Below are 25880 nucleotides of genomic sequence, written 5' to 3'. Positions count from 1 at the left end.
GCGAATCAAGGAAGAAGAGCATTTCGAGTCCGGCCTCCCGCCTTCCCGGGGCCGAGCAAGATTCTGGAACGGGAAGTGCAACCACCGAGGAGACATGAGGATGAAGACGCGTTACACAGCACTGGCGCTGGCCGCTGCACTGGCGATATCGGCGTGCGGCAAGAAGGAAGAACCCGCTGCACCGGCCGCCCCGCCGGCCGCGACACCCGCTCCGGCCGCGCCCGCGGCTCCTCCGGCCGCAGCCCCGCCGGCCGCCTCCGATCCAGTCAGCAAGTGGATCGAGGAGTTCACCCCGTCCACGCTTTCCAAGGAACAGCAGCAGGCCGAACTCAAGTGGTTTGCCGACGCCGCCGCCAAGCTCAAGGCCAAGGGCGTGTCGGAGGTCTCGGTGGTGTCGGAAACCATCACCACGCATGAGTACGAATCGAAGACGCTGGCCAAGGCCTTCGAGGAAATCACCGGCATCAAGGTCAAGCACGACCTGATCCAGGAAGGCGACGTGGTCGAGAAGCTGCAGACCTCGATGCAGTCCGGCAAGTCGATCTATGACGGCTGGATCTCCGACTCCGACCTGATCGGCACCCACTACCGCTACGGCAAGATCATGTCGCTGACCGAGTACATGGCCGGCACCGGCAAAGAGTGGACCAACCCGGGCCTGGACGTGAAGGACTTCATCGGCACCAGTTTCACCACGGCACCCGACGGCCAGCTCTACCAATTGCCCGACCAGCAGTTCGCCAACCTCTACTGGTTCCGCGCCGACCTGTTCGCGCGCAAGGACCTGCAGGACAAGTTCAAGGCCAAGTACGGCTACGACCTGGGTGTGCCGCTCAACTGGAGCGCCTATGAAGACATCGCCGAGTTCTTCAGCGTCGACGTGAAGACCATCGACGGCAAGCCCGTCTACGGCCACATGGACTACGGCAAGAAGGATCCGTCGCTCGGCTGGCGCTTCACTGATGCCTGGCTGTCGATGGCGGGGACCGCGGACAAGGGCATTCCCAATGGCATGCCGGTGGACGAATGGGGCATCAAGGTCGCGGCCGACAAGTGCACGCCGGTGGGCGCCAGCGTGTCTCGCGGCGGCGCCACCAACTCGCCGGCGGCCGTCTATGCGCTCACCAAGTACATCGACTGGATGAAGAAGTACGCGCCCAAGGAAGCCATGGGCATGACCTTCGGCGAAGCCGGTCCGGTGCCCGCGCAAGGCCAGATCGCGCAGCAGATCTTCTGGTACACCGCCTTCACGGCCGACATGACCAAGGCCGGCCTGCCGGTGGTGAATGCCGACGGCTCGCCGAAGTGGCGCATGGCCCCGGGTCCGAACGGTCCGTACTGGAAGCAGGGCATGCAGAACGGCTACCAGGACGTGGGCTCATGGACCTTCTTCAAGGACCACGATGCCAACAAGACTGCGGCCGCCTGGCTCTATGCCCAGTTCGTGACCTCCAAGACGGTGTCGGCCAAGAAGTCGGTGGTGGGCCTGACCTTCATCCGTGAGAGCGACGTCAAGCACGACTACTTCACGCAGAACGCGAACAAGTACGGTGGCCTGATCGAGTTCTATCGCAGCCCGGCCCGCGTAGCATGGACGCCCACCGGCACCAACGTGCCCGACTATCCGAAGCTCGCGCAACTCTGGTGGAAGAACGTGGCCGAGGCCGTCACCGGCGAGAAGACGCCGCAGAAGGCGATGGACAACCTGGCCGAGGAAATGGACCAGGTGATGGCGCGCCTCGAACGCGCCGGCATGGCCAAGTGCGCGCCCAAGCTCGCACCCAAGGGTGACCCGGCCAAGATGCTGAGCGACGACCACGCGCCGTGGAAGAAGCTGGCCAATGAAAAGCCCAAGGGCGAGACCATCGACTACAACAAGCTGCTGACGGCGTGGAAGGAAGGCAAGGTGCGCTGATCCGCATTGCTCGCGTGTTCAAGGCCGGTGCATTGCATCGGCCTTTTTTGTGGGCGAGAAGGGCGGCTGATCTTCTGAAGAAATCGCTTGGGGCTGCGGCTGGAAGATGCGCGTCCCGCCGACCTGTTCAGCGCCTCCTCAAGGACGCGTGATGGCGGCTCGCAGGTTGATGCGCGCCTGCGCTTCTCGCGCCGCGCGGATCGTTGAGGTCTGAAACAGCGGCTCGCGCGCAAGGAACTGCGAAAGGAACTCCCGTCGCTGCGGCTCGAAGATTTCGGGCGGCACGTGCGCGTATTCCATGCGGATCTGCCGCTCGTATTCCGCAAAGCGTTCCCCCGGCGCACCGAGGATCGCGAGGTCGATGTCCACCAGCAGGCAGGCGTCGTTGCCGTCGGGGATGGCGCTGTGCCGCGTGCCCATCACCAGTGCATGCACGCGTTGCGCGGCCTCTGCCGAAAGACCTGCGGCGATGAGCGCGTCGCGGGCCCAATCGGCGCTCTTCTCCTCGTTCTCGTGGCCAGGCACGTCGTAGATCGCATCGTGGAACCACAGCGCCAGCGCCACCTCGCCGGGCCGCTCGGCTTCGTCGATGTGCAGTTGGAGCAGCGACAGGCATTCCGCGAGATGCTGCAACGTGTGATAGCCGCGGTGGGCCTCGCGGTAACGTGCGGTCAACTCGGAGAACAGCTGTTCGGCGAATGGCGTCTCCGCAACGCCGACCCGTGCCAGCGCATCCGACCAAAGGTCATGCAGGGGCAGGTCATCCACGGCGCAGACCCCTTGGCAGTGCAACGGTTAGCTGGCCGAGCGCCTCGGCCAGATAGTCGATCAACACCCTGCACTTCGGCACCACGAAGCGATTCGGCGGATACATCACGCAGGCCCGGCCCTGGTAGGTCGACTGGAAGTCCCATTCCGGCAACACGCGCACGACGGTGCCTTTGTCCAGCGCCTGTTGCGCCACGAAGTCCGGCAGGCAGCCGATGCCCAGCCCGGCCAACACACCTTCGAGGCGAATCTCGCTGTGGTTGGCAACGTAGCGCCCTTGAACGACGACCTCCACTTCTTCATCCGCGTTGCGAAAGCGCCAGTGGTTGTCGCGCTCATGTTCACCCAGTGACAGGCAACTGTGCAGCACCAGGTCATGCGGATGCGTGATGGCCTCGCAGCGAGCCAGGTAGTCGGGCGTGGCGCAAAGAATGGTCTGCACGTCCATCAACGGCCGGGCGGCCAGCCCCTCCGGCCCATCCTGCGCGAGGCGCACCACCAGGTCCACGCCTTCGCGGATGGGGTCGACATCGCGGTCACTCACGATGAGCTGCACGTCCACCTCGGGGTAGCGCTGGAGAAAGCTGAGGATGTGCGGATGCAGCACATGCCGCGCGAATGCCTTGGGCGCGCTGATCCTTACCTTGCCGCGGGGCTCGCTCGTGTATTGCTGCCCGATGGCCATCGTGTCCTGCGCCGCCTTCACCAACTCGCTGCATCGCGCAAAGGCCTCGGCGCCGGCTTCCGTCAGGCGCAGGTGCCGCGTCGTGCGCACGATCAACTGCACGCCCAACTGCTTCTCCAGCCGTGTGACATGGCGGCTGATGGCGGACGGCGTCAGACCCAGCAGGCTGGCCGCCGCGGAGAAGCTGCCCAGTTCGGCGACGCGCGTGAAGCTCACCATTTCGGGCAGTACTTTCAGGAAGTCATTCGTTCCCATGGCGCAAGAGTCTTGTTCGGGGACACAGTCTAGTCAGCCAGCATGCCGCCCGGAAAAATCGACCTTCAAAGATCGGAAGGTATCGAATGGGTTTCAGGAAGTTGGCGTGGGCGGATCTCGGCGGTGCGGAGTTCATGCTCTTGCTCGTCGCGGCCGTTTGGGGAAGCAGGTACGCAGTGGCCAAGACGGCCACGCAACAGTTGCCAGTGCTGGAGTTCCTGGCCTTGCGATTCGGCCTGACCTTCATCGTGCTGCTGCCGGCGCTGAGGCCGTTGCTCGGTGCGCAGGCATGCAGGGGCCTGGCTGTCGCCGGCATCCTCGGCGCGAACCTGCTGGCCATCTTCGTGTGCGAGACCTTCGGTGTGTCGTTGACGACGGCCAGCAATGCCGCGTTCCTCATCAGCCTCTGCGTTGCGATCACGCCGTTGGCCGAGTGGTGGCTTCTCGGCGAGCGCCCGCAGGCACGGATGTTCTGGGCGGCGGGCGCGTCTGCGGTCGGCGCCGCCTTGCTGTCATTGACTTCGCCCTCCGACTTGTCCCTGGGTTGGGGCGACGGCCTGATGCTGCTCGCCGCCTGCCTGCGTGCATGCATGGTCTGCCTCACCCGGCGGCTGGCCGGGCGACATGCGTTGCCGGCACTGACCTTGACCGCGGTGCAGGCCGGTGTGATCGCTGTCGGCGCTCTCGTGCTGGCGTTGGTGCAATCCAAGGGTTCGCTGGCGCCGCTGCCGACGCAGGCCGGCTTCTGGTGGGCGATGGCCTGGCTGGTCATGGCCTGCACCGTCTTCGCCTTCTTTGCGCAGAACCATGCGGCTGCGCGCAGCAGCCCGAGCCGCGTGTCGCTGCTGATGGGCAGCGAGCCGGTCTTCGGCGCGCTGGTGGCCGTTCACTGGCTCGGTGAAGACATTCGGCCCCTGGGTTGGCTCGGCGGCTTGCTGATCGTCGCAGCGGCCATGTGGGTCATGCTGCCGGCGCGCAAGCCCATGCCCGTGCTTACTGCTCCATCGCCGCCTTGACCTCGCGGCCCAGGTCGAGCACCGACATCGCGTAGTAGCTGCTCCAGTTGTAGCGCGTGATCACGTAGAAGTTCTGCGTGCCGGCCACATAGGTCGGTGCATCGCCGCCGTTCTGCAATTCGATCAGCGCGAGCAGGCCCTTGAAGCTGGCGGCCTGCGCATCCAGCACCGCGCCAGCCGCGACAAAGCTGTCCGCGCCGAAGGTCGGCACGATGTCCGGCGCCAGCAGGGTCGCCTTTTGCAGCCGTGCCTCGTCGAACTGCACCGGGAACGTGGACGGCATGCCGCGCTTCCAGCCAAAGGCCTTGAAATAGTTGGCCACCGAACCGATCACGTCGACCGTGTTGTTGACCAGGTCGATCCTGCCGTCGCCGTCGTAGTCCACCGCATATTTCGCCAGGCTGCTCGGCATGAACTGCGGCATGCCCATGGCACCGGCGTAGCTGCCGAGCGGGCGCATCGGGTCTTCATGCGTGCGGCTCTCCGTGCTCAGGAAGCTTTCCAGTTCCTCGCGAAAGAAGGCCTGCCGCTCGGCCGCGCGCGGATGCGCTTGCGGGAAGTCGAAGGACAGCGTCGACAGCGCATCGATCACGCGAAAGCTGCCCATGTTGCGGCCATAGATCGTTTCCACGCCGATGATGCCGACGATGATTTCGGCCGGCACGCCGAATTCGTTCTCGGCACGCGCCAGCGTCTCGGCGTTGTTGCGCCAGAAGCGCACGCCGGCGGCGATGCGGACCGGGTCGATGAAACGGGCGCGGTAGGCATGCCAGTTCTTCGGCGTGCCCTTGGGCGCCGGCAGCATCAGGCGCGGCACGTTGGTCAGCATGCGCGCACCGCCGATGGTGGCGCGCACCCATTCGGGGTCGAGCTTGCGGCGCGCGGCCACTTCGTCGGCGAACTGCATCGCGTCGTCGCGCGTGGCGTAGGTCGGGCCGCCGCGCACGGCGGTCGATTGCTTCTCAGCGGCGGCGGGCTTGGCGTGGGCCTTGGCCTTGGGGGCGGCGGCTGCAGGGAGGATCAGGGAGGCCACGGTCAGGCAGACAGCGGTGGCCAAGGCAGGAGAGATCAGTCGTCGCATGAGGCTCGATTGTGAGGGCGTGGCGGGCTCCCTCAGCAACCGTCGCCGTTAGTTTCATCACGGCCATGCCAGTTGGCGGAACTCGGCGCGCAGTCGCGACAACTCGGTGACCGGCGTCCTGGCATAGCGCTGCGCTTCAAGCCGCAGCAACCAGTCGCGCACGGCCTGCCCGCCGGGCCCGAAACGCTCGCTCACCCGCGCGGCCATCTGGCGCGGCGGCGTTGCGTCTGGCAAGTCCAGCCCGGACTTTTTCAACCGTGCGCGCGCCTTGCCCAGCAGCCGCAGCCACGGGTCATGCTGGCTGCGCTCCCACAGCGTCCAAGCCGCGCCGCCGGTGCTCACGATCACCAGCAGCCAGATCAACACCGTGGCCAGGTCCTGCAGGCTCGGCGCATCGAAGCCGATGTTCTTCAGCAACTGCAGTTGCCGACTCTGCGTGTAGTTGAGCACCCACTGGTTCCAGCCGTTGTTCACCGCCTCCCACGCGGCGCGGATGTTCTGTGCCAGCGTTGGGCTCATCGTGCCGATGGCGCCTGCGAAGAAGCCGGGTTGCGGCGCCAACCGATTGAGCGAGCCGATGCGGCCCGGCGACACCGCGCCCGTGGGGTCGACGCGAACCCATCCGGAGCCCTCTTGCCACACCTCGGCCCAGGCATGCGCGTCGCTTTGTCGAATCATCCAGTAGCCGTCGACCCGGTTGGGTTCGCCGCCCTGGTAGCCGGTGACGATGCGCGCGGGTACGCCCAGCGCCCGCATCAGCACCACGAAGGACGACGCGATGTGCTCGCAGAAGCCTTGCTTGCGGTCGAACCAGAATTCGTCGGCCGTGTTGTCGCCGAAGATGCCGGGGTCCAGGGTGTAGGTGTAGCCGCCGCTGCGCAGCCGTTGCAGGGTTGCTTCGACGAAGGCGCGCGTGTCGGCGCCGGGCATGTCTTCGCGCATCTTCGCGGCCAGCGCGACGGTGCGCGGATTGGACCCCGCAGGCAGGCCCATGTAGGTCTGAAGGCCGGTCGTTCGCCGCACCGGCCCGCTCTGGTACTGCGTGTAGCTCTCGGCCCGATAGCGCAGCAGGTCGTTGACCGGACGGTTCAGCAGCCATTGCAGGTCCGGCATGCTGAAGGCCTCGTAGCCGGGCACCTCCGGCTTGGTCCGCACCGCGTCGAGCGTGAGCAGCCAGGGCTTGTTGCTCACTTCCATCGTCACCTCGTAGCGCACTGGCGTGCCTTCCACGCGCAGGTTGGCCGGCACCGAGCCGCGCGCCCAGGGCTCCAGCACGCTCCATTCGCGGCCGTCGAAGCGACCCAGCACCGGCCCGCGGAAATACATCTCGCGCTGGGGCGGCGGCGGACCTTCGAATCGGATTCGCGCCGCGATGGACTCATCGAGCGCCAGCTGCGCGATGGCGCCCACGCGCATCGAACCGGACAGCCCGCTGCGTCCCGCCATCGCGTCGCCTGGCGTGCCCCATAGCGGTGCAAACCTCGGAAACAGCATGAAAAGCGCGAGCATGATTGGTGCGCCGAGGAGCGCCATCCATCCCGCCGTGCGCGCCGCCTGCAGCAAGGGTGGTCGTCCCACGGGCATGTGTGCGTTGACCAGCGCGGTCAAAAGTCCAAGCAGGGCGAGCAACATCGCCAGCGCCGTCAGCAGCGATTGCGAATAGAAGAAGTTCGTGAGCATCGCGAAGAAGCCCAGGAAGAACACGACGAAGGCATCGCGCCGCGCCCGCAGTTCCAGCGTCTTGAGCGCCAGCAGGATCACCACCATCGTCACCCCGGCGTCGCGCCCCAAAAGCGTGCGATGCGTCGCGAAGGTCGCCGCCAGCGTGACGACCAGCAGCGCGCCGATCCACCACCGGTTGGGCAGTGGTGTGGCCTGCACGGCCAGGGTGGCGCGCCACACCAGCACCACGGCGGTCAGCCCGCTGCACCAGAGCGGCAGGTTGCCGACTTGCGGCAACACGATCAGCGCGATCACCGCCAGCAGGAACAGCGTGTCGCGTGCATCGCGGGGCAGGGCGCGGAGTTGCTGGAACGGCTTCAGCATGTGGCCAGCACCTCCAGGCAGCGCCGCCGGTGCGCCTCCCCCTGCGAGGGCTTCACGCTGATCGAACCGATACGCAGGCCGTAGTCGACACCGAGCCGGTCCGCCATCAGCACCCAGGCGCACAGCCTGGACATGCGCGCCTCGGTGTCCGGCAGCGCGGCGGCTTGCGCGTCGAGCCACAGTTCCTGGCGCTGCGCCTGTTGCGTGTCGCGGCTCACGAGCTCGTTCGAGCCCGTGGCCTGCGCCCGCGCGGCCTTCTTCCAGACCACCAGCTTCAATGGATCGCCACGCCGATAGGCCCGCACCCCGTCGTATTCGCCAGCCAACTGCGAGGCCACCACGGCGGCCGCCTCGTGGCCAGCGATCGGCTCACCCGGGGGCAGCGGCGGTGGATGCAGTTCCGGCGCGGGGTACACGAGCACCTTCGCCGCAGGGCGCCAGACCGTCCACACGCGAAACGTACCCAGCGGAAAGCGCGTCTCCGCGGTGAGCGGTGGCACCGGGTGCAGTCCGCGCGTCGTCGGCTTGAAAGCCACCTCGACCGTCTCGCTGCCTTGCGAGGGCACGTCGGCCCAGGCCCATTGCCCGCTGCCGCGCACGCTGAGCCCGATCCCGTAGCGCACGCCGCGCCGCGCGTTGTGCAGCACTACGCGGAACACCGCCGCGGCGCCCGCGTAGTGCGGGTCCGGCGCGACCAGGTGCATCGCCAGGCCGCGCAGCGTGGCATGGCTCACATGCATGCCCACCGCCACGCTGCCGGCCAGCAGGAAGGTCAGCAGGTAGCCCAGGTTGAGCTGGTAGTTGATCGAGCCCACCAGCAGCACCAGCAAGGTCGCGGCCAGCATCCAGCCCGCACGCGAAGGCACGATGTAGACGTTGCGCTGCGTGAGCTCGACCGTGTCCGATGGCGCGCGTCGCGAGAGAAACCAGCCATCGATGCGACGGCGCATGGCCGCTGCCGGGTTCATCGCCGCATCAAGGCAAAGGGACGGCGGCGATCATCGCGCGCACCTGCTCGACCGCGCCGCGGCCCGCATCGCCCACCGGCGTCATGCGATGCGCCACGGTCTGCGGCAGCACGGACTGCACGTCGTCGGGCGCCACGTAGTCACGGTTGGCCAGCAGCGCCTGCGCCTTGGCCGCGCGCAGCACCGCGATGCCGGCGCGCGGCGAAAGTCCCTGCAGGAACCAGCGGCCATTGCGCGTGGCCGCCACCAGGTCCTGCACGTAGTTGAGCAGCGGATCGGCCGCATGCACCTGCTGCACGCGCTGCTGCAGCGCAGTCAGCTCCTCGGCGCTCAACAGGGCGGGGAGGCCGGCCAGCATCTGGCGCCGATCGGCCCCGGCCAGCAACTCGCGTTCGGCCGCGCGATCCGGATAGCCGAGCGAGATGCGCATCAGGAAGCGGTCGAGCTGCGACTCCGGCAGCGCGAAGGTACCCAGCTGGTCGTGCGGGTTCTGCGTGGCGATCACGAAGAAGGGCGTGGGCAAGGGCCGGGTCTCGCCCTCGATGGTCACCTGCTTTTCCTCCATCGCCTCCAGCAGCGCGCTCTGGGTCTTGGGGCTGGCCCGGTTGATCTCGTCGGCCAGCAGCACCTGCGCAAAGATCGGCCCGGGGTGGAACACGAAGGCCTGCTGGCCGCGGTCGTAGATGGCCACCCCGGAGAGGTCGCCGGGCATGAGGTCGGCGGTGAACTGCACGCGGGAAAACTGAAGCCCGAAAGTGTGCGAGAGCGCATGCGCCAACGTGGTCTTGCCAACCCCCGGCACGTCCTCGATCAACAGGTGTCCTCCGGCCAGCAAACAGGCGACGCAATCGCGCACCTGGGCCTCCTTGCCGACGATCACCGTGTTAAGCTGCCCGAGCAAACTGGCGAGCTTTGATGCGACGTCCATTTTTGTATCCATATGCAAACCATACCGTAAGGCTGGCAGCCCTTGGCTGTAAAAGGTCGACGAGAGACATGGCCAAGACCGGTTATCTGATTCATCGCGATTTCTGGAAGCATGAAATGGGCGAAGGGCACCCGGAATGCCCCGCGCGCCTCGACGCCATCGAGGACCGCCTGCTGGCTTCCGGCGTCGGTGACGCGCTCGAGCGCATCGACGTTCCCATTGCCACGCTGCCGCAGATCACGCGGGCGCACAGTGTGGAGCATGTCGAGCACCTCGAGGAACTGAGTCAGCGACTGGTGGCTGACGCGCCAGCCGGCGGCCCCGACCATGCGCAGATCGATCCCGACACCACGCTCATGAAGTTCACCATGCTCGCCGCGCGGCGCGCAGCCGGTGCGGCCGTCGCGGCGGTCGATGCGGTGATGAGCGGCCAGGTCGAGAACGCCTTCTGCGCGGTGCGCCCACCCGGCCACCACGCCTGCCGCGAGCAGGCCATGGGCTTCTGTTTCTTCAACAACGTCGCCATCGCTGCCCGGCATGCGCTCGAGGAGCACGGGCTGGAGCGCGTCGCTGTCGTCGATTTCGACGTACACCACGGCAACGGCACCGAGGACATCCTTGCCAACGACCCGCGCGTGTTGATGGTGAGTTTCTTCCAGCATCCGTTCTATCCCTTCAGCGGCGCCGACCATCCGGCCGCCAACATGATGAACATCCCGATGCCGGCCTACACCAAGGGCATGGACATTCGCGAGGTGGTCGAGATGCTGTGGATACCGCGCCTGGACGCGTTCAGGCCGCAAATGATCTTCTTCAGCGCGGGCTTCGATGCGCACTACGAGGACGATCTCGGCCAGATGCGCCTCAACGAGAACGACTACGCCTGGATCACCAACCGCGTGCGCGACGTGGCGCGCCAGCACGCGGACGGCCGCATCGTGTCGATGCTGGAGGGTGGCTACAACCTCGGTGCGCTGGCGCGCAGCGTGGAAGCGCATGTGCGGACGCTCGCGGACCTGTAGGAAGCGTCGACGCCTGTAGATGCCCAGCGACTTCAGTCAGCTCTTCAGCGGAATCGAGTTCCGCACGATTTCGGTCGAGCTTGCAGCCTTGCTTGGTTGCCTGGTGCTGGCTTGGGCGATCTGCCGCTGGTTCGGTCGAGACCAGCCGAAGGAATCGATCTGGTTTGGCAGGTATGTCGTCGACGGCCTGCTGTTCCCGCTGCTGGCGCTGCTGTTCTGCGACCTTGCGCGGCGCGCCGTGGTGGGCTACCAACCGGTGCTGTTGCTGCGGATCGCGGTGCCGGTGCTGCTGTCGCTGGTGGCGATCCGCCTGTTCGCGCGGGTGCTCAAGACGGTGTTCCCGCAGTCCACGCTGGTCAGCCTGATCGAGCGCACCATCTCCTGGCTGGCATGGATTGGCGCGGTGCTGTGGATCGTGGGGCTGTTGCCGACGGTGCTGGCCGAACTCGACCAGATCACCTTGTCCTTCGGCAAGACGCGTGTGAGCGTGCGGACCATCTTCGACGGCATATTCTCTGCCGCAGTGGTGCTGGTCATCTCGTTGTGGATCGCGGCCACCATCGAGAAGCGCATCCTGCAGGAGGCCGTGACCGACCTGTCCATGCGCAAGGTAGCGTCAAACGCGATCCGGGCCTTCCTGCTGCTGACCGGACTGCTGTTCGCGCTGTCGGCGGTGGGGGTGGACCTGACGGCGCTGTCGGTGCTGGGCGGGGCGCTCGGCGTGGGCCTCGGCCTCGGCCTGCAGAAGCTGGCGGCCAACTATGTGAGCGGCTTCGTGATCCTGCTGGAGCGCTCGATCCGCATCGGCGACAACGTCAAGGTCGATACCTTCGAAGGCCGCATCACCGACATCAAGACCCGCTACACGCTCATCCGCGCGGGCAACGGGCGCGAGGCGATCGTCCCGAACGAGTCGCTCATCACCAGCCGCGTCGAGAACCTTTCACAGGCCGATCGCCGCTTCAACCTCACGACCAGCATCGTCGTCGGCCACGGCAGCGACGTGTTGCGGGTGCAGGAGATCATGACCGGCGCGGCCACGGCGCAGGCGCGCGTGCTCAGCGACCCCGTGCCCATCGCCTTCCTCATGAACTTCACGCCCGATGGCCTGGAGTTCACGCTGAACTACTGGATCGCCGATCCGGACCAGGGCAAGGACAACCTGCGCTCCGCCATCAACATTGCCATCCTCGAGGGGCTGCGCGGTGCCGGCATCGACATCTCTCCCCGCCAACAGGTGGTGCGGGTCGAGAACGTCGCAAATAGCGCTTCACCAATGCCGGACACTCGCCTATAATCACTAAAAAGCACGATCGTTCGTTTTTAAAGATTGCGAAGTGACCACCGCCTAGAATGCGCGGTTGCACTGAGAAGCAAATCCCCTGTTTTCATAAATCCCAGGAGTCAAACCAATGAAGGTTCTCGTAGCGGTCAAGCGGGTCGTTGACTACAACGTCAAGGTTCGCGTCAAGTCAGATGGCACAGGCGTCGACATCGCCAACGTCAAGATGAGCATGAACCCCTTCGACGAAATTGCCGTCGAAGAGGCCGTCCGTTTGAAGGAGAAGGGCGTCGTGACCGAAGTCATCGCCGTCTCCTGCGGCGATACCAAGTGCCAGGAAACCCTGCGCACCGCGATGGCCATCGGCGCCGACCGCGGCATCTTGGTCGAGACCACCGAAGAGCTGCAACCGCTGGCCGTGGCCAAGCTGCTGAAGGCGCTGGTCGACAAGGAACAACCGCAACTCGTCATCCTCGGCAAGCAGGCCATCGATGACGACGCCAACCAGACCGGCCAGATGCTGGCTGCATTGGCCGACCTGCCGCAAGCCACCTTCGCATCGAAGGTCGAAGCCGCGGGTGACAAGGTCAACGTGACCCGTGAAGTCGACGGTGGGCTTGAGACCATTTCGCTGAGCCTGCCGGCTGTCATCACCACCGACCTGCGTCTGAACGAGCCGCGCTACGTGACGCTGCCGAACATCATGAAGGCGAAGAAGAAGCAGCTCGACACCTTCAAGCCCGAAGACCTCGGTGTCGACGTCAAGCCGCGCCTGAAGACCCTGAAGGTTTCGGAACCGCCCAAGCGCGGCGCCGGCATCAAGGTGCCCGATGTCGCCACGCTGGTGGACAAGCTCAAGAACGAAGCCAAAGTGATCTGAAGAGGAAAGACAAGAACATGACCGCACTCGTCATTGCCGAACACGACCACGCCACCGTCAAGCCGGCGACCCTCAACACCGTGACCGCCGCGCTCGCCTGCGGTGGCGACGTCCACGTGCTCGTGGCCGGCGCCAATGCCGCCGAAGCCGGTGCCGCTGCCGCGAAGATCGCTGGCGTCTCCAAGGTCATCGTGGCCGACAGCCCGTCGCTCGCCGAGAACCTCGCCGAGAACGTCGCAGCCCAAGTCCTCGCGATCGCTGGCAACTACAGCCACATCCTGTTCCCCTCGACTGCCAACGGCAAGAACGTCGCTCCGCGCGTCGCCGCCAAGCTGGACGTGGCCCAGATCTCGGACATCACCAAGGTCGTCAGCGCCGACACCTTCGAGCGTCCGATCTACGCTGGTAACGCGATCGCCACGGTGCAAAGCGCCGATGCGACCAAGGTCATCACCGTGCGCACCACGGGCTTCGATGCCGCAGCCGCCACGGGTGGCAGCGCAGCCGTCGAGACCGCAGCCGGCGTGGCCGACAGCGGCAAGTCGACCTTCGTCGGCCGTGAAGTCACGAAGAGTGAACGCCCTGAACTGACGGCCGCCAAGATCATCGTCTCTGGTGGCCGTGCGCTGGGCAGCGCCGAGAAGTTCCAGGAAGTAATGGCGCCGCTGGCCGACAAGCTCAACGCAGGCCTCGGCGCCAGCCGCGCCGCAGTCGACGCAGGCTACGCACCGAACGACTGGCAAGTGGGCCAGACCGGCAAGATCGTCGCGCCGCAGCTCTACATCGCCGCCGGCATCTCCGGTGCGATCCAGCATCTGGCCGGCATGAAGGACTCCAAGGTGATCGTTGCGATCAACAAGGATGAAGAAGCCCCGATCTTCTCGGTGGCGGACTACGGCCTCGTGGCCGACCTGTTCACGGCAGTGCCGGAACTGGTGAAGGCGCTCTGATCCTCCGCCACTGATCAGTCCTCAAGGGCATCGTTCGCGATGCCTTTTTTACGTCACCCCAGGAGAGACAAGAAATGAGCTACACCGCCCCCCTCAAGGACATGCTGTTCGACATCGAGCACCTGGCCAACATCGCCGAGGTCGCCAAGCTGCCCGGTTTCGAAGACGCGGGCCTGGAAACCGCGCAAGCCGTGCTCGAAGAATGCGCGCGCTTCAACCAGGACGTGATCGCGCCGCTGAACGTCGAAGGCGACCGCGCGCCGTCGTCGTTCAAGGACGGCAAGGTCACGACCACGGCGGGCTTCAAGGAGGCCTATGCGCAGTACGCGTCGGGCGGCTGGCAGGGCATCCAGCATCCCGCCGACTTCGGCGGCCAGGGCCTGCCCAAGACCATCGGCGCGGCTTGCACCGAGATGATCAACTCGGCCAACATCAGCTTCGCCCTGTGTCCGTTGTTGAGCGACGGCGCCACCGAAGCGCTGTTGATGGCTGGCTCCGACGAGCTCAAGGCCGTCTACCTCGAGAAGCTCATCGCCGGCGAATGGACCGGCACCATGAACCTGACCGAGCCGCAGGCCGGCAGCGACCTGGCGCTGGTGCGCAGCCGCGCCGAGCCGCAGCCCGACGGCACCTACAAGGTCTTCGGCACGAAGATCTTCATCACCTACGGTGAGCACGACATGGCCGAGAACATCGTCCACCTGGTGCTGGCCCGCGTGAGCGGCGCGCCGGAAGGCGTGAAGGGCATCAGCCTGTTCATCGTGCCCAAGTTCATGGTCAACAAGGACGGCTCGCTGGGCGATCGCAATGACGTGCATTGCGTCAGCATCGAGCACAAGCTGGGCATCAAGGCCTCGCCGACGGCGGTGCTGCAGTACGGCGACCACGGCGGCGCGGTGGGCTACCTCGTCGGAGAGGAAAACCGCGGCCTCGAGTACATGTTCATCATGATGAACGTGGCCCGCTACGGCGTCGGCCTGCAAGGTATCGCGGTCGCCGAGCGCGCCTACCAGGCCGCCGTCGCCTATGCGAAGGATCGTGTGCAGAGCCGTCCGGTCGATGGTTCGATCAAGGCCAGCGCGGCGATCATCCACCACCCCGACGTCAAGCGCATGCTGATGACGATGCGTGCCTACGTCGAAGGCTGCCGCGCGATGGCCAGCGTGGGCGCGGCCGCCTACGATGCCGCGCACAAGCATCCGGATGCCGAAGCGCGCAAGCAGAACGAGGCGCTGTACGACTTCCTCGTGCCGCTGATCAAGGGCTACAGCACGGAGATGAGCCTGGAGGTTGCATCGCTGGGCGTGCAGGTGCACGGCGGCATGGGCTTCATCGAGGAAACGGGCGTGGCGCAACACCTGCGCGATGCCAAGATCCTGACGATCTACGAAGGCACGACCGCGATCCAGGCGAATGACCTGGTGGGCCGCAAGACCATGCGCGATGGCGGCGCGACGGCGAAGGCCGTCGCAGCGCAGATCGAGAAGACCGAGGCCGAACTCGCCAAGCGCAGCAGCGCCGCGTCGGCCTCGATGCTGAAGCGCCTGAAGGCGGGTCGCGAAGCCTTGCTCGACGTGGTCGACTTCGTCGTGAACCAGGCCAAGGGTTCGCCCAACGCCGTGTTCGCCGGCAGCGTGCCTTACCTGATGCTCGCGGGCAACGTGGTCGCCGGCTGGCAACTCGCCCGCTCGTTGATCATCGCGGAAGACCTCGCTTCGCAGGGCAACGACGTGGCCTTCATGACGGCCAAGGTCGCGACGGCGCGCTTCTATGCCGAGCACATCCTGAACAAGGCGCCCGGCTACCGTGACAGCATCGTCGACGGCGCCGACAGCGTGACGGCGTTGGCGCTCGAAGCCTTCTGAAATACGGGCAGCCGGCCGCGAAGGACGCCAAGGTGACGCGAAGGACGCGAAAGAATTCCCATAATTTTGGGTGGTTCCTTTTGCGTCCTTCGCGAAACCTTCGCGTCCCTTGCGTCCGGAAGTCCGCTTCCGTATTCAACATCCTTCCAGAGACACCCTGACCATGTCGAAGCTCCCCTCCGTCCTCGCCAACCTGCCGCTGCCCATCATCGGCTCGCCCTTGTTCATCATCAGCAATCCGAAGCTGGTGATTGCCCAGTGCAAGGCCGGCGTCGTCGGCTCGATGCCGGCGCTCAACGCGCGCCCCGCCGCGCAGCTCGAGGACTGGCTGGCCGAGATCACGGAAGAACTGACCGCCTACAACAAGGCCAACCCGGACAAGCCCGCCGCACCCTTCGCCATCAACCAGATCGTGCACAAGAGCAATGACCGGCTCGACCACGACATGGAAATGGTCGTGAAGTACAAGGTGCCGATCGTCATCACCTCGCTCGGCGCGCGCGTCGACGTGAACGAGGCGGTGCACAGCTACGGCGGCGTGACGTTGCACGACATCATCACCGACAAGTTCGCGCGCAAGGCGATCGAGAAGGGCGCCGACGGCATCATCGCCGTGGCGGCCGGCGCCGGCGGCCATGCGGGCGTAAAGAGCCCGTTTGCGCTGATCCAGGAAATCCGTGAATGGTTCGACGGCCCCGTCGCGCTGTCGGGTTCGATCTCCACCGGCGACGCGGTGCTGGCTGCACAGGCCATGGGTGCCGACTTCGCCTACATCGGCACCGCCTTCATCGCGACCGAGGAAGCCCGCGCCAGCGACGACTACAAGCAGGCCATCGTTGCCGGCAGTTCCGACGACATCGTCTATTCGAACCTGTTCACCGGCGTGCACGGCAACTACCTGGCGCCATCGATCGTCGCGGCCGGCATGGACCCGGCCAACCTTCCCCAAGGCGACCTGAAGACCATGAACTTCGGCGGTGGCGAAGGAAGCAAGGCCAAGGCCTGGAAAGACATCTGGGGCTCGGGCCAGGGCATCGGCGCGATCAAGGAAGTGGCCACGGCTGCTGCCTACATCGAGAAGCTCAAGGCGGAATACTTCGCCGCCCGCAAGCGCCTCGCGCTTTAACGGAGACTTGCAGTGGCCACCTTGCCGCAGCAGCCCGCGGCAGGGCGGATGCCACTTCTCGACGCCATCAAGGGCGTTGCCTGCCTGCTCATCGTCGGGCACCACGTGGTTCGCTATGGGCCGCTGGCCGACGGCGCGGCGCCGCTTGCGCCGTGGTTGTTCGGCTGGCTTTCGCAGCATGGCCGACTCGCGGTGCAGGTCTTCCTGGTAATCGCGGGCTTCCTGTCCGCCGCGAGCCTGGCGCCCGCGGGCCTGTTGCGCAGCGACCGGCCTGCGATGCGTGCGCTCTGGCAGCGCTACGGTCGCCTGGTCATGCCTTACCTGGCGGCGCTGATCTGCACGGTGCTGGTGGCTGCGGCGGTTCGGCCCTGGCTCGATGACGAGGCCGTGCCGGGTGCGCCGAGCCTGCCGCAACTGATCGCGCATGGGCTGTTGCTGCAGGACCTGCTGGGCTACGAGGCACTCTCGGCCGGCGTCTGGTACGTGGCCATCGACTTCCAGTTGTTTGCGTTGGCCATCGCCGTGTTCTGGCTTGCTGGCCTGATTCAACGGCATGGGAACCTGACGGCCGCGGGAGGACGTTGGCTGGGCGCGGCGCTGGTCGCGATCCTTGTCCTTGGCTCGTTGCTGGTGTTCAACCGGCAGGCCTCGCTGGACATCACCGCCATCTACTTTTTCGGAGCCTATGGCCTGGGGATGCTCGGCTTCTGGATCGGTCGCGCCACGCGCGGACTCGCCTGGCGCAGCGCGGTCGCGTTGCTGGGCACGGTGGGCCTGGCGGCCCTGGCCCTCGAATGGCGCAGTCGCATCGCGGTGGCGCTGGTGACCGCGCTGGTCATCGTCGTGGCCGATCGGCGCGGCTGGCTGGCGCCGAAGCATTGGCCGGCCGCGGCGATGCCGCTCTTGCGTCTGGGCCGGATCTCTTACTCGCTGTTTCTGATCCACTTTTCGGTGATCCTGGCGGTGAATGCGGTGGTCAGCCGCTGGGCGCCGCGAACGGCCTGGGGAGATGCGCTCGGATTGCTGGGGGCGGTGGCGTTGTCGCTGGGGGCCGCGACGGTGCTTTACGCGCGGGTCGAGCAGCGGCCGGCGACATGGCGTGCGCCGCTGGTCATGTTTGGCGCGCTCGTGCTGTGCGGGATGCTGACGGCGCTTTGACGCCTTGAGGCAAAGCGCCTCGTCTCAGGGCTCCAGCCGGTCAGATCTGACCAGCGTCGGCTTGATGAACATGACCTTTCGCAAGCTGCTGCGCGGCCCGTGCGCCTGCATGCGGAAGTGTCCCCTGCGCCAGTGCGCCGGAATATGGGCATGGCCCACAAGCTCCCCGCCGTGGGCGCTTGGCCCCTCCGCAATCTGCGCCGGGCCGACGACATAGCGGTCATAAAGCTGTTCGACCTCCGCCTGCCGGAGCTCGCGCTTGCGTCGCCCCAACCCCGGAAAACTTCGCGGGGCCTCGCTGTAGGCCAAATCGCGCCGTACGTGTACATCGTCCAGCGACAGGTACAGCAGCATCTTGGCCACGTAGTCCAGCCTGCGCAGCCACTCGGCGCGAGCCTGCTCGGGTGAGAGTTCCGCCAACATGCCCCTGCGTGGCGGATGATGCGTCGCCAGTTCCAGCGCCTGCGAGATCGTCCGGTCATCCTCCGGCACGGTCAGGTTCACCATCCCCATTTCCAATGTCGGGATCGGCTGGATGGAGCGCGACCACGTAACGAACGTCAAGACGCGACCGGGCGCGGGTGCGCTGTTCTTCCAACTGCCGTGTGTGAAGACCGCGATGGCCTCGACATCCCCCTCAAGCCAACTCGCACGATCCGGAATGATGAACAGGGCCGGCACCGACGGACACATCATGCGCAGCGGCACGTCTGCGGCGATGTCGCTGGTGTTGAGCAACTGGTGCAGCGCCGGAGTCGGCTCGTAGAGCACGCCGTTACGCTCCCAGAACGCCTGAACGAACACACTGTTGGCGCACGCATCGGCAATCAGTATGTTGGTGTGGTGATCGAAGCGCGCGGTGCCATGACCCCCGGCCAGATCGGCGAGGGGGTTGCAAAGCAGGTCCGGGGGATAAGCGGAATCAGCCACCGCCGAGCGAAACACCGCACCATGCGGCCCGGCAATGCGCCGGGCATCGCGCCAGGCCTGCACAGCCCCGGCGGCACGAAGACGAATCGGCACCGGCAAGCGATCGAACGCGCCGCTGTCGGCATGCACGGTGCGCAGCAATGCCTCTTCGATGGCCAGATCGAGCGCCGTGCGTGACCTTGGCACTGCTCGCTCAGGGGAGGTCACTGATGTCGAAACGGGTCGACTCATCGCCAGCGCTGTCAGTTGATGTGCGTGTTGCGCATCTCCGACTGCTCGAAAAAGCTGCCGGTGAAGTCGACGTGATCACCCGACAAGCCATCGGCCTGGATGCCGGTGCCGGTGCAATCCAGCACGTCGACGCTGGACCAGTGGCTGTGGTCGAAGGTCAGGCCGTTCCACCGGCACCGGTTGAACTTGCAACTGCTGAATTGGCTGTTCTGAAACTGCGATTGGGCGAAGGTGCAGTTGGTGAACGTGCAACCGGTGAGCGAGATGTTGGAGAAATCGCAGGCCGAAAACGTGCAACCGACGAACTGGCAGGCAGTCCATGCGGCTTGCTTGAAGGTCGTTGCGCTGAAGCTGCTACCGGTGAAAGCGGAGGCGGTGAACTGTGCGAGGTTGAGATCCAGGCCTGCGTAGGCGCTGCTGTCACTCTGACCGGCCAAGCCGGCTGGAGTACCGCCAAAGCCTTTGCGCCAGAGATCGTGGGCGCGGATGATTAATTGAGCGCTCATTCTGGTACTGTCAAATGACTGAATCTCCAGGTGGTTGGTTGATCTGACTAAGGCAAATTGGACAAACCCATACGAGATCTTTGTATACTTTTTGAATCATCAACCGATCATTCATTTTCTTTTGAGCAACGCTCCTATCCTTCAAATGTATTTTTGTTTTTTTGTCAAATGAAGTATGTTTTTCAAGAAATTCAGCGTCCACAATCAGAATGGATGATTTTTCATCCGAAGTAATGTGTATTTCTCTCAATATAGCACGGTCGATAGGGCTTTCGTTCACTAATGCATCGCGCAGGATTGGCGATGTCATTACGAATGCCTGTGCCCCATGTTTCTCGCAAATTGCTGGCTTCATGATGTCAGACTCCCCTTTTCTTCAAGTACTTAAGCTGCGGACCAGGTTGCGACGGGATGTCAACACCACCTGCCCTGAGCACCTCACCAACATGAGTCACGCAACTTCTGGTTTTTGTGTCATAAGTGCCTCCAAATTCATTGACATTATCACGCTGGAATTTTTGAGTTGCGGTTGCATCTGGAAGCTCGATGGATGTCTGCTTTGCAGGGGGCGGGAGCATTCTTAAATTCGTACTTACTACTGTCTGGGTGCCGGGCGCTCCGAGTTGATGAGTGGTCATTTTCCGGCCATCAACATCGGTCTCAATTGAATAGTGTCCAAAGACATTGTCTTCATTTCGATTGTCATGCCAAAAAACGGTTGCTCGCCCAGCCGCCAATCCAAATGGATCAATCCATCCAATAGGATTCTTCGTGTAGGCATGTAGATTGAGGCCGCCCGTTAATCGAATAGGGTCGCTGCTAGTAAATTGGCCGCTACCCGGTTCATAGTACCGATACCGGTTGTAGTGCAGCCCGGTCTCGTCATCAAGGTACTGCCCCTGGAACCGGATCGGATTCGTGAGCCCTGATCGCTTTGCTGCCTCGGAGATGACCTCTTTGGCCTCCCCCCAAGCTTTGTAGCTCGCGCTCCACGCGATGTTGCCCTCGTGGTCGGTGAGTTCCTGCGGCGTGCCGAGGTGGTCGCACTGGTAGAAGGCAATCTCTTCCTTCGTGAAGGCGGTTGGCCTCTGTTCCTGCTGCCCGTTCCACAGCGGATCCTGCTCGATGTCGTACCGCCCTCCGTTGGCCTGCATCAGCGCCTTCACGTCGGTGGTCACGCTCAACTGGATCGACTGCTGCCTCCTTGCCTGCACCAGCGGCACGAAGCTGTCCTTCTCGTGGATGTAGTGGACGGTGTCGGCTTGCCTGTCTTTTCCTGCCCTTGTGGTGCTCTCGAAGGCCAGCACATCCCCGTCCCAGCCGAAGATCGTTTCACCTGCTGCACTGGTCTTGGCGATGCGCCGCCCCAGCGGGTCGTAGCGGAAGGTGGTTTCGCCTTCTTCCGTCTTCGCACTCACCATGCGGTTGAAGCCGTCCCAGCCGAAGGTGGTCTTTCGGGCGTTGGCGGTGCGCTCGATCAGGTTGCCGCGCGCGTCGTAGGTGTAGTGGGTGCCTGCGTAGTCCTTCAGCAGGTTGTCCATCAGTTTTGATGCGGCCACCATGCGGATGCGCTGGGCCTTCGATGGTGCGGCCGAGCCGCCTGCGCTGGCTGGGTCGAAGGCCACCGGGTCGGCGATGTTGCCGGCCGGGTCGAACGCGAAGATCTCCTTGCCCAGACGGCCATTGGCTTCGAGGAGCCGCCCGATGGGGTCGTACCTGTATTCGAGGCGGCCCCTGCGGCTGTCGCCGATGATGATGAGCTGGCCGGCCTTGTCGTAGTGGTAGTTGCGCTCGATGACGGGGGCGGGGCTTGAGCGGGTAAGAGTGACTGGCGGTGTGCCCCGGTGCAACTGTTGCGCGAGCAGGCGTCCGGCCGGGTCCCAGCGCTGGCTCTGGTGCAGCCCGTTGTGCTGGGCCCGGCTGACCTCGCGGTGCAGGTCATCGCGCTCGAAGGCGAGGATGTCCTCACCGTCCAGCAGGAGGCCGTGCACATGGCCCGAGCCATAGCTCAGCCACTCGGTGACGTGGCCATCGGGGCGGATGGTGCCGATGCGCTGGTTCAGTTCGTCGTAGTGGTGTTTCCAGACGGCGGTGCGCCGGTGGAGCAGGTCGGCGTGGTGTTCGCGGGTGAGGTTGCCGGCCTCGTCATGGAACCACTGCAGCTTGGCGTGCTGGTTCCTTGCTTCGACGAGGCGGCCGTTGCGGTCGTAGCCGAAGGTCTCGTCGGTTCCGGGCTGGTCGTGGATCTTGCGCTCGGTGAGGCGGCCCAGGGGGTCGAACTGCAGGTGGGTCTGCAAGCCTGCCTCGGTGACTTCGGCCAAGACTCCCGTGGTGTCTTCATAGCGGTATTTGGTGGCCTTGCCGTCGAAGCCGACTTCTTCCAGCAGGCGGCCCACGGGGTCGTAGGCGAAGCGGTAGTGGGCGCCGTTCTCGTTCTGCAGTTGAGTCAGGCGCCCAAGCTTGTCCCACTGGTAGGCCAGCGTGTGGCCGGCGGCGTCGGTGCGGCCGGCGATCTGGCCGGTGGCGTCGTAGCGGTAGCGGGTCTGGCGCTGCAGGGGGTCGGTGTGGGCGAGGAGCCGTCCTTCGGCGTCGTGGGCGAACTGCTCCCGGGTGGCATCAGGGAGGGTGACGCTTTCCAACTGGCCGGGGTGGTTGGCGGCCTCTTGAGTGGCCGCGGCCAGGGTTTGCTCGGTGAGGGTGGTGTAGCGGTACCGGGTGGTCTGGCCGGCGGCGTCGGTGCTCTGGGCGAGGCGGCCCCGACTGTCGTAGTCCCAGCGGGTGGTCTTGCTGGAGCAGTCGGTGTAGCTGGCGAGTTGGCCAGCGGGGGTGTAGGCGAGCTTTTTGATACCGCCCTTGGCGTCGGTGATGCGCACGGGGCGGCCGGCCTTGTCGTAGGCGTAGCGGGTGACGTGGCCAAGAGGGTCGGTCTCTTCGGTGAGGTGGCCTTGGGGGTTGTAGTCGCGCTTCCAGACGCCGCCTTCGCCATCCATGAGGCCCGTCAGGCGGTGACTCTTGTCGTACTCGAAGTGAACCCGGCTGCCGTCGGCGCGGGTGTGGGTCTGCAGGTTGCCGTCGGGGTTGTAGACGTAGTCGTCGGTGCTGCCGTCGGGATGCACGTGGCGGGTGACGTTCTTCGCCTCATCGCGGAAGAACCATTCCTGCTGGCCATCGGGGTGGACGATGCGGTAGGTGTAGCCCAGGATGTCGTAGTAGTACCAGGTCTCCTGGCCGAGGGCGTCGGTGACGTAGGTCAAGCGGATGTTCTTGTCCCACTCCAGACGGGTGTCGAGGCTGCCGTCATCGGCCCATTCGCGGATGGCCTTGGCTTGCGCTCCGGTGCCGTCGTACTGGAGGTTGGTGCCGCGGCCGGTGCGGTCGGTGTAGCGAGTGACGAGGTGGTGGCTGTAGCGGTAGGACCAGCTCGCGCCGTTCTCATCCTGCGCGGCGATGAGGTCGCCGGACGCGTCGTAGGTGTAGCCAGCGAGTTGGCGGACGATCTGGCCGTCCTTGAGTTCCCAGACGGATTCGATGCGGCCCGTGGTGGCGTCGGGGCGGAGGCCGACGTGGGCGAGGGTGACATCGCCTTGCTTCGAGAGGATGTCGCTGAGGACTTCTTCGCCGGAGGCGAGCACGTGGTCGTAGCGCAGGCCGATCGCTGCGCCGTCGCGGGCGTGCTGGGCGATGAGGCGGAAGTGGGGAGTGGAAGAGGGACCGCGATCGGTCTTGCTCTTGGCTGGCACGAGTTCGTAGGTCTCGCGCCAGTCGGGTTGCTCGCCTGCGGGCATCGTTTTGCCGAAGTCGAGTATGAGCAGGGTTTCCGAGAGGCGTGTGGCAGTGATTTGCTCGATCGGGTCGCGGTGGCTTTGCCCCACTGACAGCACCGGGAAGGCATGGCTGCGACCGTCGGCGTCGTGATACACGAAGCTGGGCTGCCCTTCGCGTGGGCCTCGCGGCGCATTGGCGATGTCCACGCGACTGCTGAAGGGGGTGGTCCAGCGTGCGCCGAGGCTGCCCTTGTCATAAGCCACCAGATCGCTGCGGTAGGTCCTGTGCCATGCAATGGCCAGCGGCGCGGGCAGCACGAAGTCCGTGTGCGAGAAACTTTCCGTGCCGAGGGCGAAGTTGATGGCGCGCTTGGTGCCCGTCGGCGGATAGGGACAGGTGCCGCCATCGCCATAAGCCTTCGCCTGCACTGCCACCGTTCCCAGCGGCTTGCTGGGTTTGACGGCCGAAGCTTGTGCGCCATGCGCGGGCGGGATGGAGGCGCCCAGTTCTACCTTCTTGCGCCGCACGGCCGCCAGCAGCTTGTGCATGAGCCACTTCAGGCTGCGTTCTTCGTTGGCATTGGCTAGCTGCGCGAGCTTCGTGCGAAAGTTGCCCTTGAAGTCCGTCAGGCTGGCGATCACGCCGTTGATGCGGGAGGTGACGCCGTCGGGCAAGCGGCTGGCCGCGGCTTTGGAAACGAAGTTGGCGGTCTGCTTGCTCATGCGCACCGCGGAGGCCCACATGCTGTTCCATGTGCTCTGCACCCTCGGGTCGTGAACCTTGGCTGCGGGCGCGGGAGGATTGACGTTGAACAGGTCCTCCTGACCGATCACGCGCTTGAGGATGCTGCAGAGGTTGTCGACGATGGCATCGCACAGATCGGCGCATTTCTTCAGCAGGTCGTCCAGCAGCCCGATGGCTTCCTCGATGTGCTTGTCCAGCGTGCCCGCGAGGGTTGCGTTCAGGTGCGAGGTCAGCACCGTGATCAGGGCCTCGCCGAGGTTGGAGGCGGTGTTTCGGAGTTGCTGCCTGACCAGATGCAATGTCGGGCGCAGGCTCATGCGGGCGGCGGCCATGTTCACCGGCAGCGGGATCAATCCGATCAGGTTGATGCCCAGGCTGACCCAGTTCATGAACTCGTCGATGGAGTCCTTGGCCTTCTTCTCGAAGATGACAATGACGTCGACGAAGACATCGACCAGCGCCATGATGTTGCCGACCACGGGGATGCTGCCCAGCACCATCGTCAGGCGCTCCAGCGTGACGTAACCACCGGTGAAGCCGCGCAGCCAGTCGTCCACGAACTTGCTGGCCGCGGCGATGTCCTGCGGGGCGATGGTGTCCAGCGGCGCCACGGCCTTTTGCCGCTCGCGCTCCTTCGTCTCCGGCGCTGGTGCCGGGGCTCCCTGTTCTGCCATTTTTGTTTTATCCCTGTATCTACTTCTGCTGTCGGTGCCGCTGTTGCGCGGTCGCCCCCTGACTAACACTACCCATCACTCGGCTGATTACTCAACCCACCACTTGACGCGCCATTCAACCCGCGAAGCCCGGCGTCTGTCCGGGCATGGTTCGCATGCCGCCAGTGGCTTGGCTCGCACCGGCGCTCGGCAACGCAACCGGCAACCTTGCCTTTGCCGGCATGGTCGGCCCCGCGAAGCCTCCCACCGTGCCGGGAACACCCGCGTTGCCGGCAATTCCAGAAGCAGCCCCCGCCGCCAAGCCGACGATTTGCCCCGCCTGTCCCAGCACGGCCTTGGCGCCGCCTTGCTTCACGGCCTGCACCGCACCGGCAGCTTGTTGCGCCATGCCGGCTATCTGGCCGACTTGTCCGAGCGCTCCGGCCGCATTGCCTAAGTCTCCAAGGCCGCCGGTTGATCTTCCGGTCGCGCTCCCCAAGGCTGGGGCGCCTTGCCACAGTCCTGCCGAGGCGCTACCGCCACGGCCTCCGACACCGCCTGCATTGCCAATCGCGGTCTCCGAGGTTCCTGTGTCCTTCAACCCCTTGGCCGCCCACTTCTCCGAATCCGGGAAGTGGCTCGCCTCCTCCCAAGGATCCCTCGGGTCCTTGCCGAACACCACCTTGGCCGTTCCGATGGGCAGCCCCGCCACGCTCGCAAACCCCTGCGCATCCAGACTGCCCTTGTGCACCCCGCCCTCGGCATCCGTCACCGTGTACTCCCCCTGCTTCACACCCTGACGCTTGTCGCCATCGGGCTTGAGGTAGTGGTTGAAGAGGTCCAGTTGCCCCTTGCCCAGCTTCATCGTCTCGGGCAGCGTCGGCGAGCCCAGACTGTTGGGGCCGACCAGGCTGTGCTGCGACGCATGCTCGCGCCACAGCCCCTTGGTGCCGCTCTCGATCCCACTCGCGTTCCACCGGGTGTAGCTGGTGCCGCCGTTGATCAGCACCTCCTCCTTGGCGGTGATGCTGATCTTGTTGGCCTCGACCTTGATGTCGAGCTTGGCGATCACGTTGATGCAGTTCTTCAGCGCCTTGATGTCGATG

The 25880-nt window shown here is 65.1% G+C and carries 20 protein-coding genes; 9 read left to right on the top strand and 11 right to left on the bottom strand.

Going from position 1 to position 25880, the window contains the following annotated elements; translation table 11 throughout:
- Window positions 1-100: 100 nt before the first annotated feature.
- Window positions 101-1915 carry an ABC transporter substrate-binding protein gene (locus tag WKW82_RS35295; protein ID WP_340347766.1) on the top strand — a complete coding sequence of 605 codons (1815 nt, stop codon included), beginning with the start codon at window positions 101-103 and terminating at the stop codon, window positions 1913-1915.
- 138 nt (window positions 1916-2053) lie between these two features.
- Here WKW82_RS35295 and WKW82_RS35290 read toward each other — a convergent pair whose 3' ends face one another.
- Entirely contained in the window at window positions 2054-2683 is a 630-nt protein-coding gene (locus tag WKW82_RS35290) for an HD domain-containing protein (protein ID WP_340347765.1), read from the bottom strand.
- Window positions 2676-3623 carry a LysR family transcriptional regulator gene (locus WKW82_RS35285; RefSeq protein WP_340347764.1) on the bottom strand — a complete coding sequence of 316 codons (948 nt, stop codon included), beginning with the start codon at window positions 3621-3623 and terminating at the stop codon, window positions 2676-2678. The genes WKW82_RS35290 and WKW82_RS35285 overlap by 8 nt, the downstream gene beginning before the upstream one ends.
- 86 nt (window positions 3624-3709) lie before the next feature.
- On the opposite strand from WKW82_RS35285, the gene WKW82_RS35280 reads away from it, so the two are divergent.
- Window positions 3710-4639, top strand: a complete 930-nt coding sequence (locus tag WKW82_RS35280) for a DMT family transporter (RefSeq protein ID WP_340347763.1) — start codon at window positions 3710-3712, stop codon at window positions 4637-4639.
- On the opposite strand, the gene mltB is transcribed toward WKW82_RS35280, so the two are convergent.
- From mltB to WKW82_RS35260, 4 genes are read right to left on the bottom strand one after another with little or no spacing between them, the layout of a single operon-like run.
- Window positions 4617-5720, bottom strand: coding sequence for a lytic murein transglycosylase B (gene mltB, locus WKW82_RS35275; RefSeq protein ID WP_340347762.1), 1104 nt, complete (start codon window positions 5718-5720; stop codon window positions 4617-4619). The genes WKW82_RS35280 and mltB overlap by 23 nt on opposite strands.
- 57 nt (window positions 5721-5777) lie before the next feature.
- A complete protein-coding gene (locus WKW82_RS35270; protein WP_340347761.1) occupies window positions 5778-7766 on the bottom strand; it encodes a transglutaminase TgpA family protein in 1989 nt (662 codons plus the stop codon).
- A complete protein-coding gene (locus WKW82_RS35265) occupies window positions 7760-8734 on the bottom strand; it encodes a DUF58 domain-containing protein (protein WP_340347760.1) in 975 nt (324 codons plus the stop codon). Before WKW82_RS35265 ends, WKW82_RS35270 begins: the two co-directional genes overlap by 7 nt.
- Before the next feature lie 7 nt (window positions 8735-8741).
- Window positions 8742-9662, bottom strand: coding sequence for an AAA family ATPase (locus WKW82_RS35260; protein ID WP_340347759.1), 921 nt, complete (start codon window positions 9660-9662; stop codon window positions 8742-8744).
- A gap of 68 nt (window positions 9663-9730) precedes the next feature.
- Between WKW82_RS35260 and WKW82_RS35255 the strand changes: the two genes are divergently transcribed.
- The 7 genes from WKW82_RS35255 to WKW82_RS35225 all read left to right on the top strand — a co-directional run bounded on the left by WKW82_RS35255 (window position 9731) and on the right by WKW82_RS35225 (window position 17945).
- Window positions 9731-10684, top strand: coding sequence for a histone deacetylase family protein (locus tag WKW82_RS35255; protein WP_340347758.1), 954 nt, complete (start codon window positions 9731-9733; stop codon window positions 10682-10684).
- A 19-nt stretch (window positions 10685-10703) separates the two neighbouring features.
- Window positions 10704-11981: a mechanosensitive ion channel family protein gene (locus WKW82_RS35250; RefSeq protein ID WP_340347756.1), complete on the top strand. Its 1278-nt coding sequence runs from the start codon at window positions 10704-10706 to the stop codon at window positions 11979-11981.
- A gap of 115 nt (window positions 11982-12096) precedes the next feature.
- Window positions 12097-12846, top strand: a complete 750-nt coding sequence (locus WKW82_RS35245) for an electron transfer flavoprotein subunit beta/FixA family protein (RefSeq protein ID WP_340347755.1) — start codon at window positions 12097-12099, stop codon at window positions 12844-12846.
- A gap of 17 nt (window positions 12847-12863) precedes the next feature.
- Window positions 12864-13796 (top strand): electron transfer flavoprotein subunit alpha/FixB family protein, encoded by a 933-nt coding sequence (locus tag WKW82_RS35240; RefSeq protein WP_340347754.1) that lies wholly within the window; start codon window positions 12864-12866, stop codon window positions 13794-13796.
- Between the two features lie 74 nt (window positions 13797-13870).
- Window positions 13871-15661: an acyl-CoA dehydrogenase gene (locus WKW82_RS35235; RefSeq protein ID WP_340347753.1), complete on the top strand. Its 1791-nt coding sequence runs from the start codon at window positions 13871-13873 to the stop codon at window positions 15659-15661.
- Between the two features lie 163 nt (window positions 15662-15824).
- A complete protein-coding gene (locus tag WKW82_RS35230) occupies window positions 15825-16787 on the top strand; it encodes an NAD(P)H-dependent flavin oxidoreductase (RefSeq protein ID WP_340347752.1) in 963 nt (320 codons plus the stop codon).
- 48 nt (window positions 16788-16835) lie between these two features.
- Window positions 16836-17945 carry an acyltransferase family protein gene (locus WKW82_RS35225; RefSeq protein ID WP_422823667.1) on the top strand — a complete coding sequence of 370 codons (1110 nt, stop codon included), beginning with the start codon at window positions 16836-16838 and terminating at the stop codon, window positions 17943-17945.
- Window positions 17946-17969: 24 nt separating this feature from the next.
- On the opposite strand, the gene WKW82_RS35220 is transcribed toward WKW82_RS35225, so the two are convergent.
- The 5 genes from WKW82_RS35220 to WKW82_RS35200 form a co-directional block, all read right to left on the bottom strand.
- A complete protein-coding gene (locus WKW82_RS35220; RefSeq protein ID WP_340347750.1) occupies window positions 17970-19061 on the bottom strand; it encodes an AcrVA2 family anti-CRISPR protein in 1092 nt (363 codons plus the stop codon).
- A 56-nt stretch (window positions 19062-19117) separates the two neighbouring features.
- Window positions 19118-19612: a pentapeptide repeat-containing protein gene (locus WKW82_RS35215; protein WP_340347749.1), complete on the bottom strand. Its 495-nt coding sequence runs from the start codon at window positions 19610-19612 to the stop codon at window positions 19118-19120.
- 10 nt (window positions 19613-19622) lie between these two features.
- Window positions 19623-19967, bottom strand: coding sequence for a hypothetical protein (locus WKW82_RS35210; RefSeq protein WP_340347748.1), 345 nt, complete (start codon window positions 19965-19967; stop codon window positions 19623-19625).
- A 4-nt stretch (window positions 19968-19971) separates the two neighbouring features.
- The gene (locus WKW82_RS35205) at window positions 19972-24795 is read right to left on the bottom strand and encodes an RHS repeat-associated core domain-containing protein (RefSeq protein ID WP_340347747.1); all 4824 of its coding nucleotides are present in this window, start codon (window positions 24793-24795) and stop codon (window positions 19972-19974) included.
- A 115-nt stretch (window positions 24796-24910) separates the two neighbouring features.
- The coding region (locus WKW82_RS35200; RefSeq protein ID WP_340347746.1) for a DUF2345 domain-containing protein at window positions 24911-25880 on the bottom strand (970 nt) is incomplete at its 5' end.

The organism is Variovorax rhizosphaerae, assembly GCF_037889975.1.
GTDB classification, from domain to species: domain Bacteria; phylum Pseudomonadota; class Gammaproteobacteria; order Burkholderiales; family Burkholderiaceae_C; genus Variovorax; species Variovorax rhizosphaerae.
The sequence above is the reverse complement of the archived record's forward strand: the minus strand, read 5'-3'. Positions and strand labels throughout refer to the sequence as shown.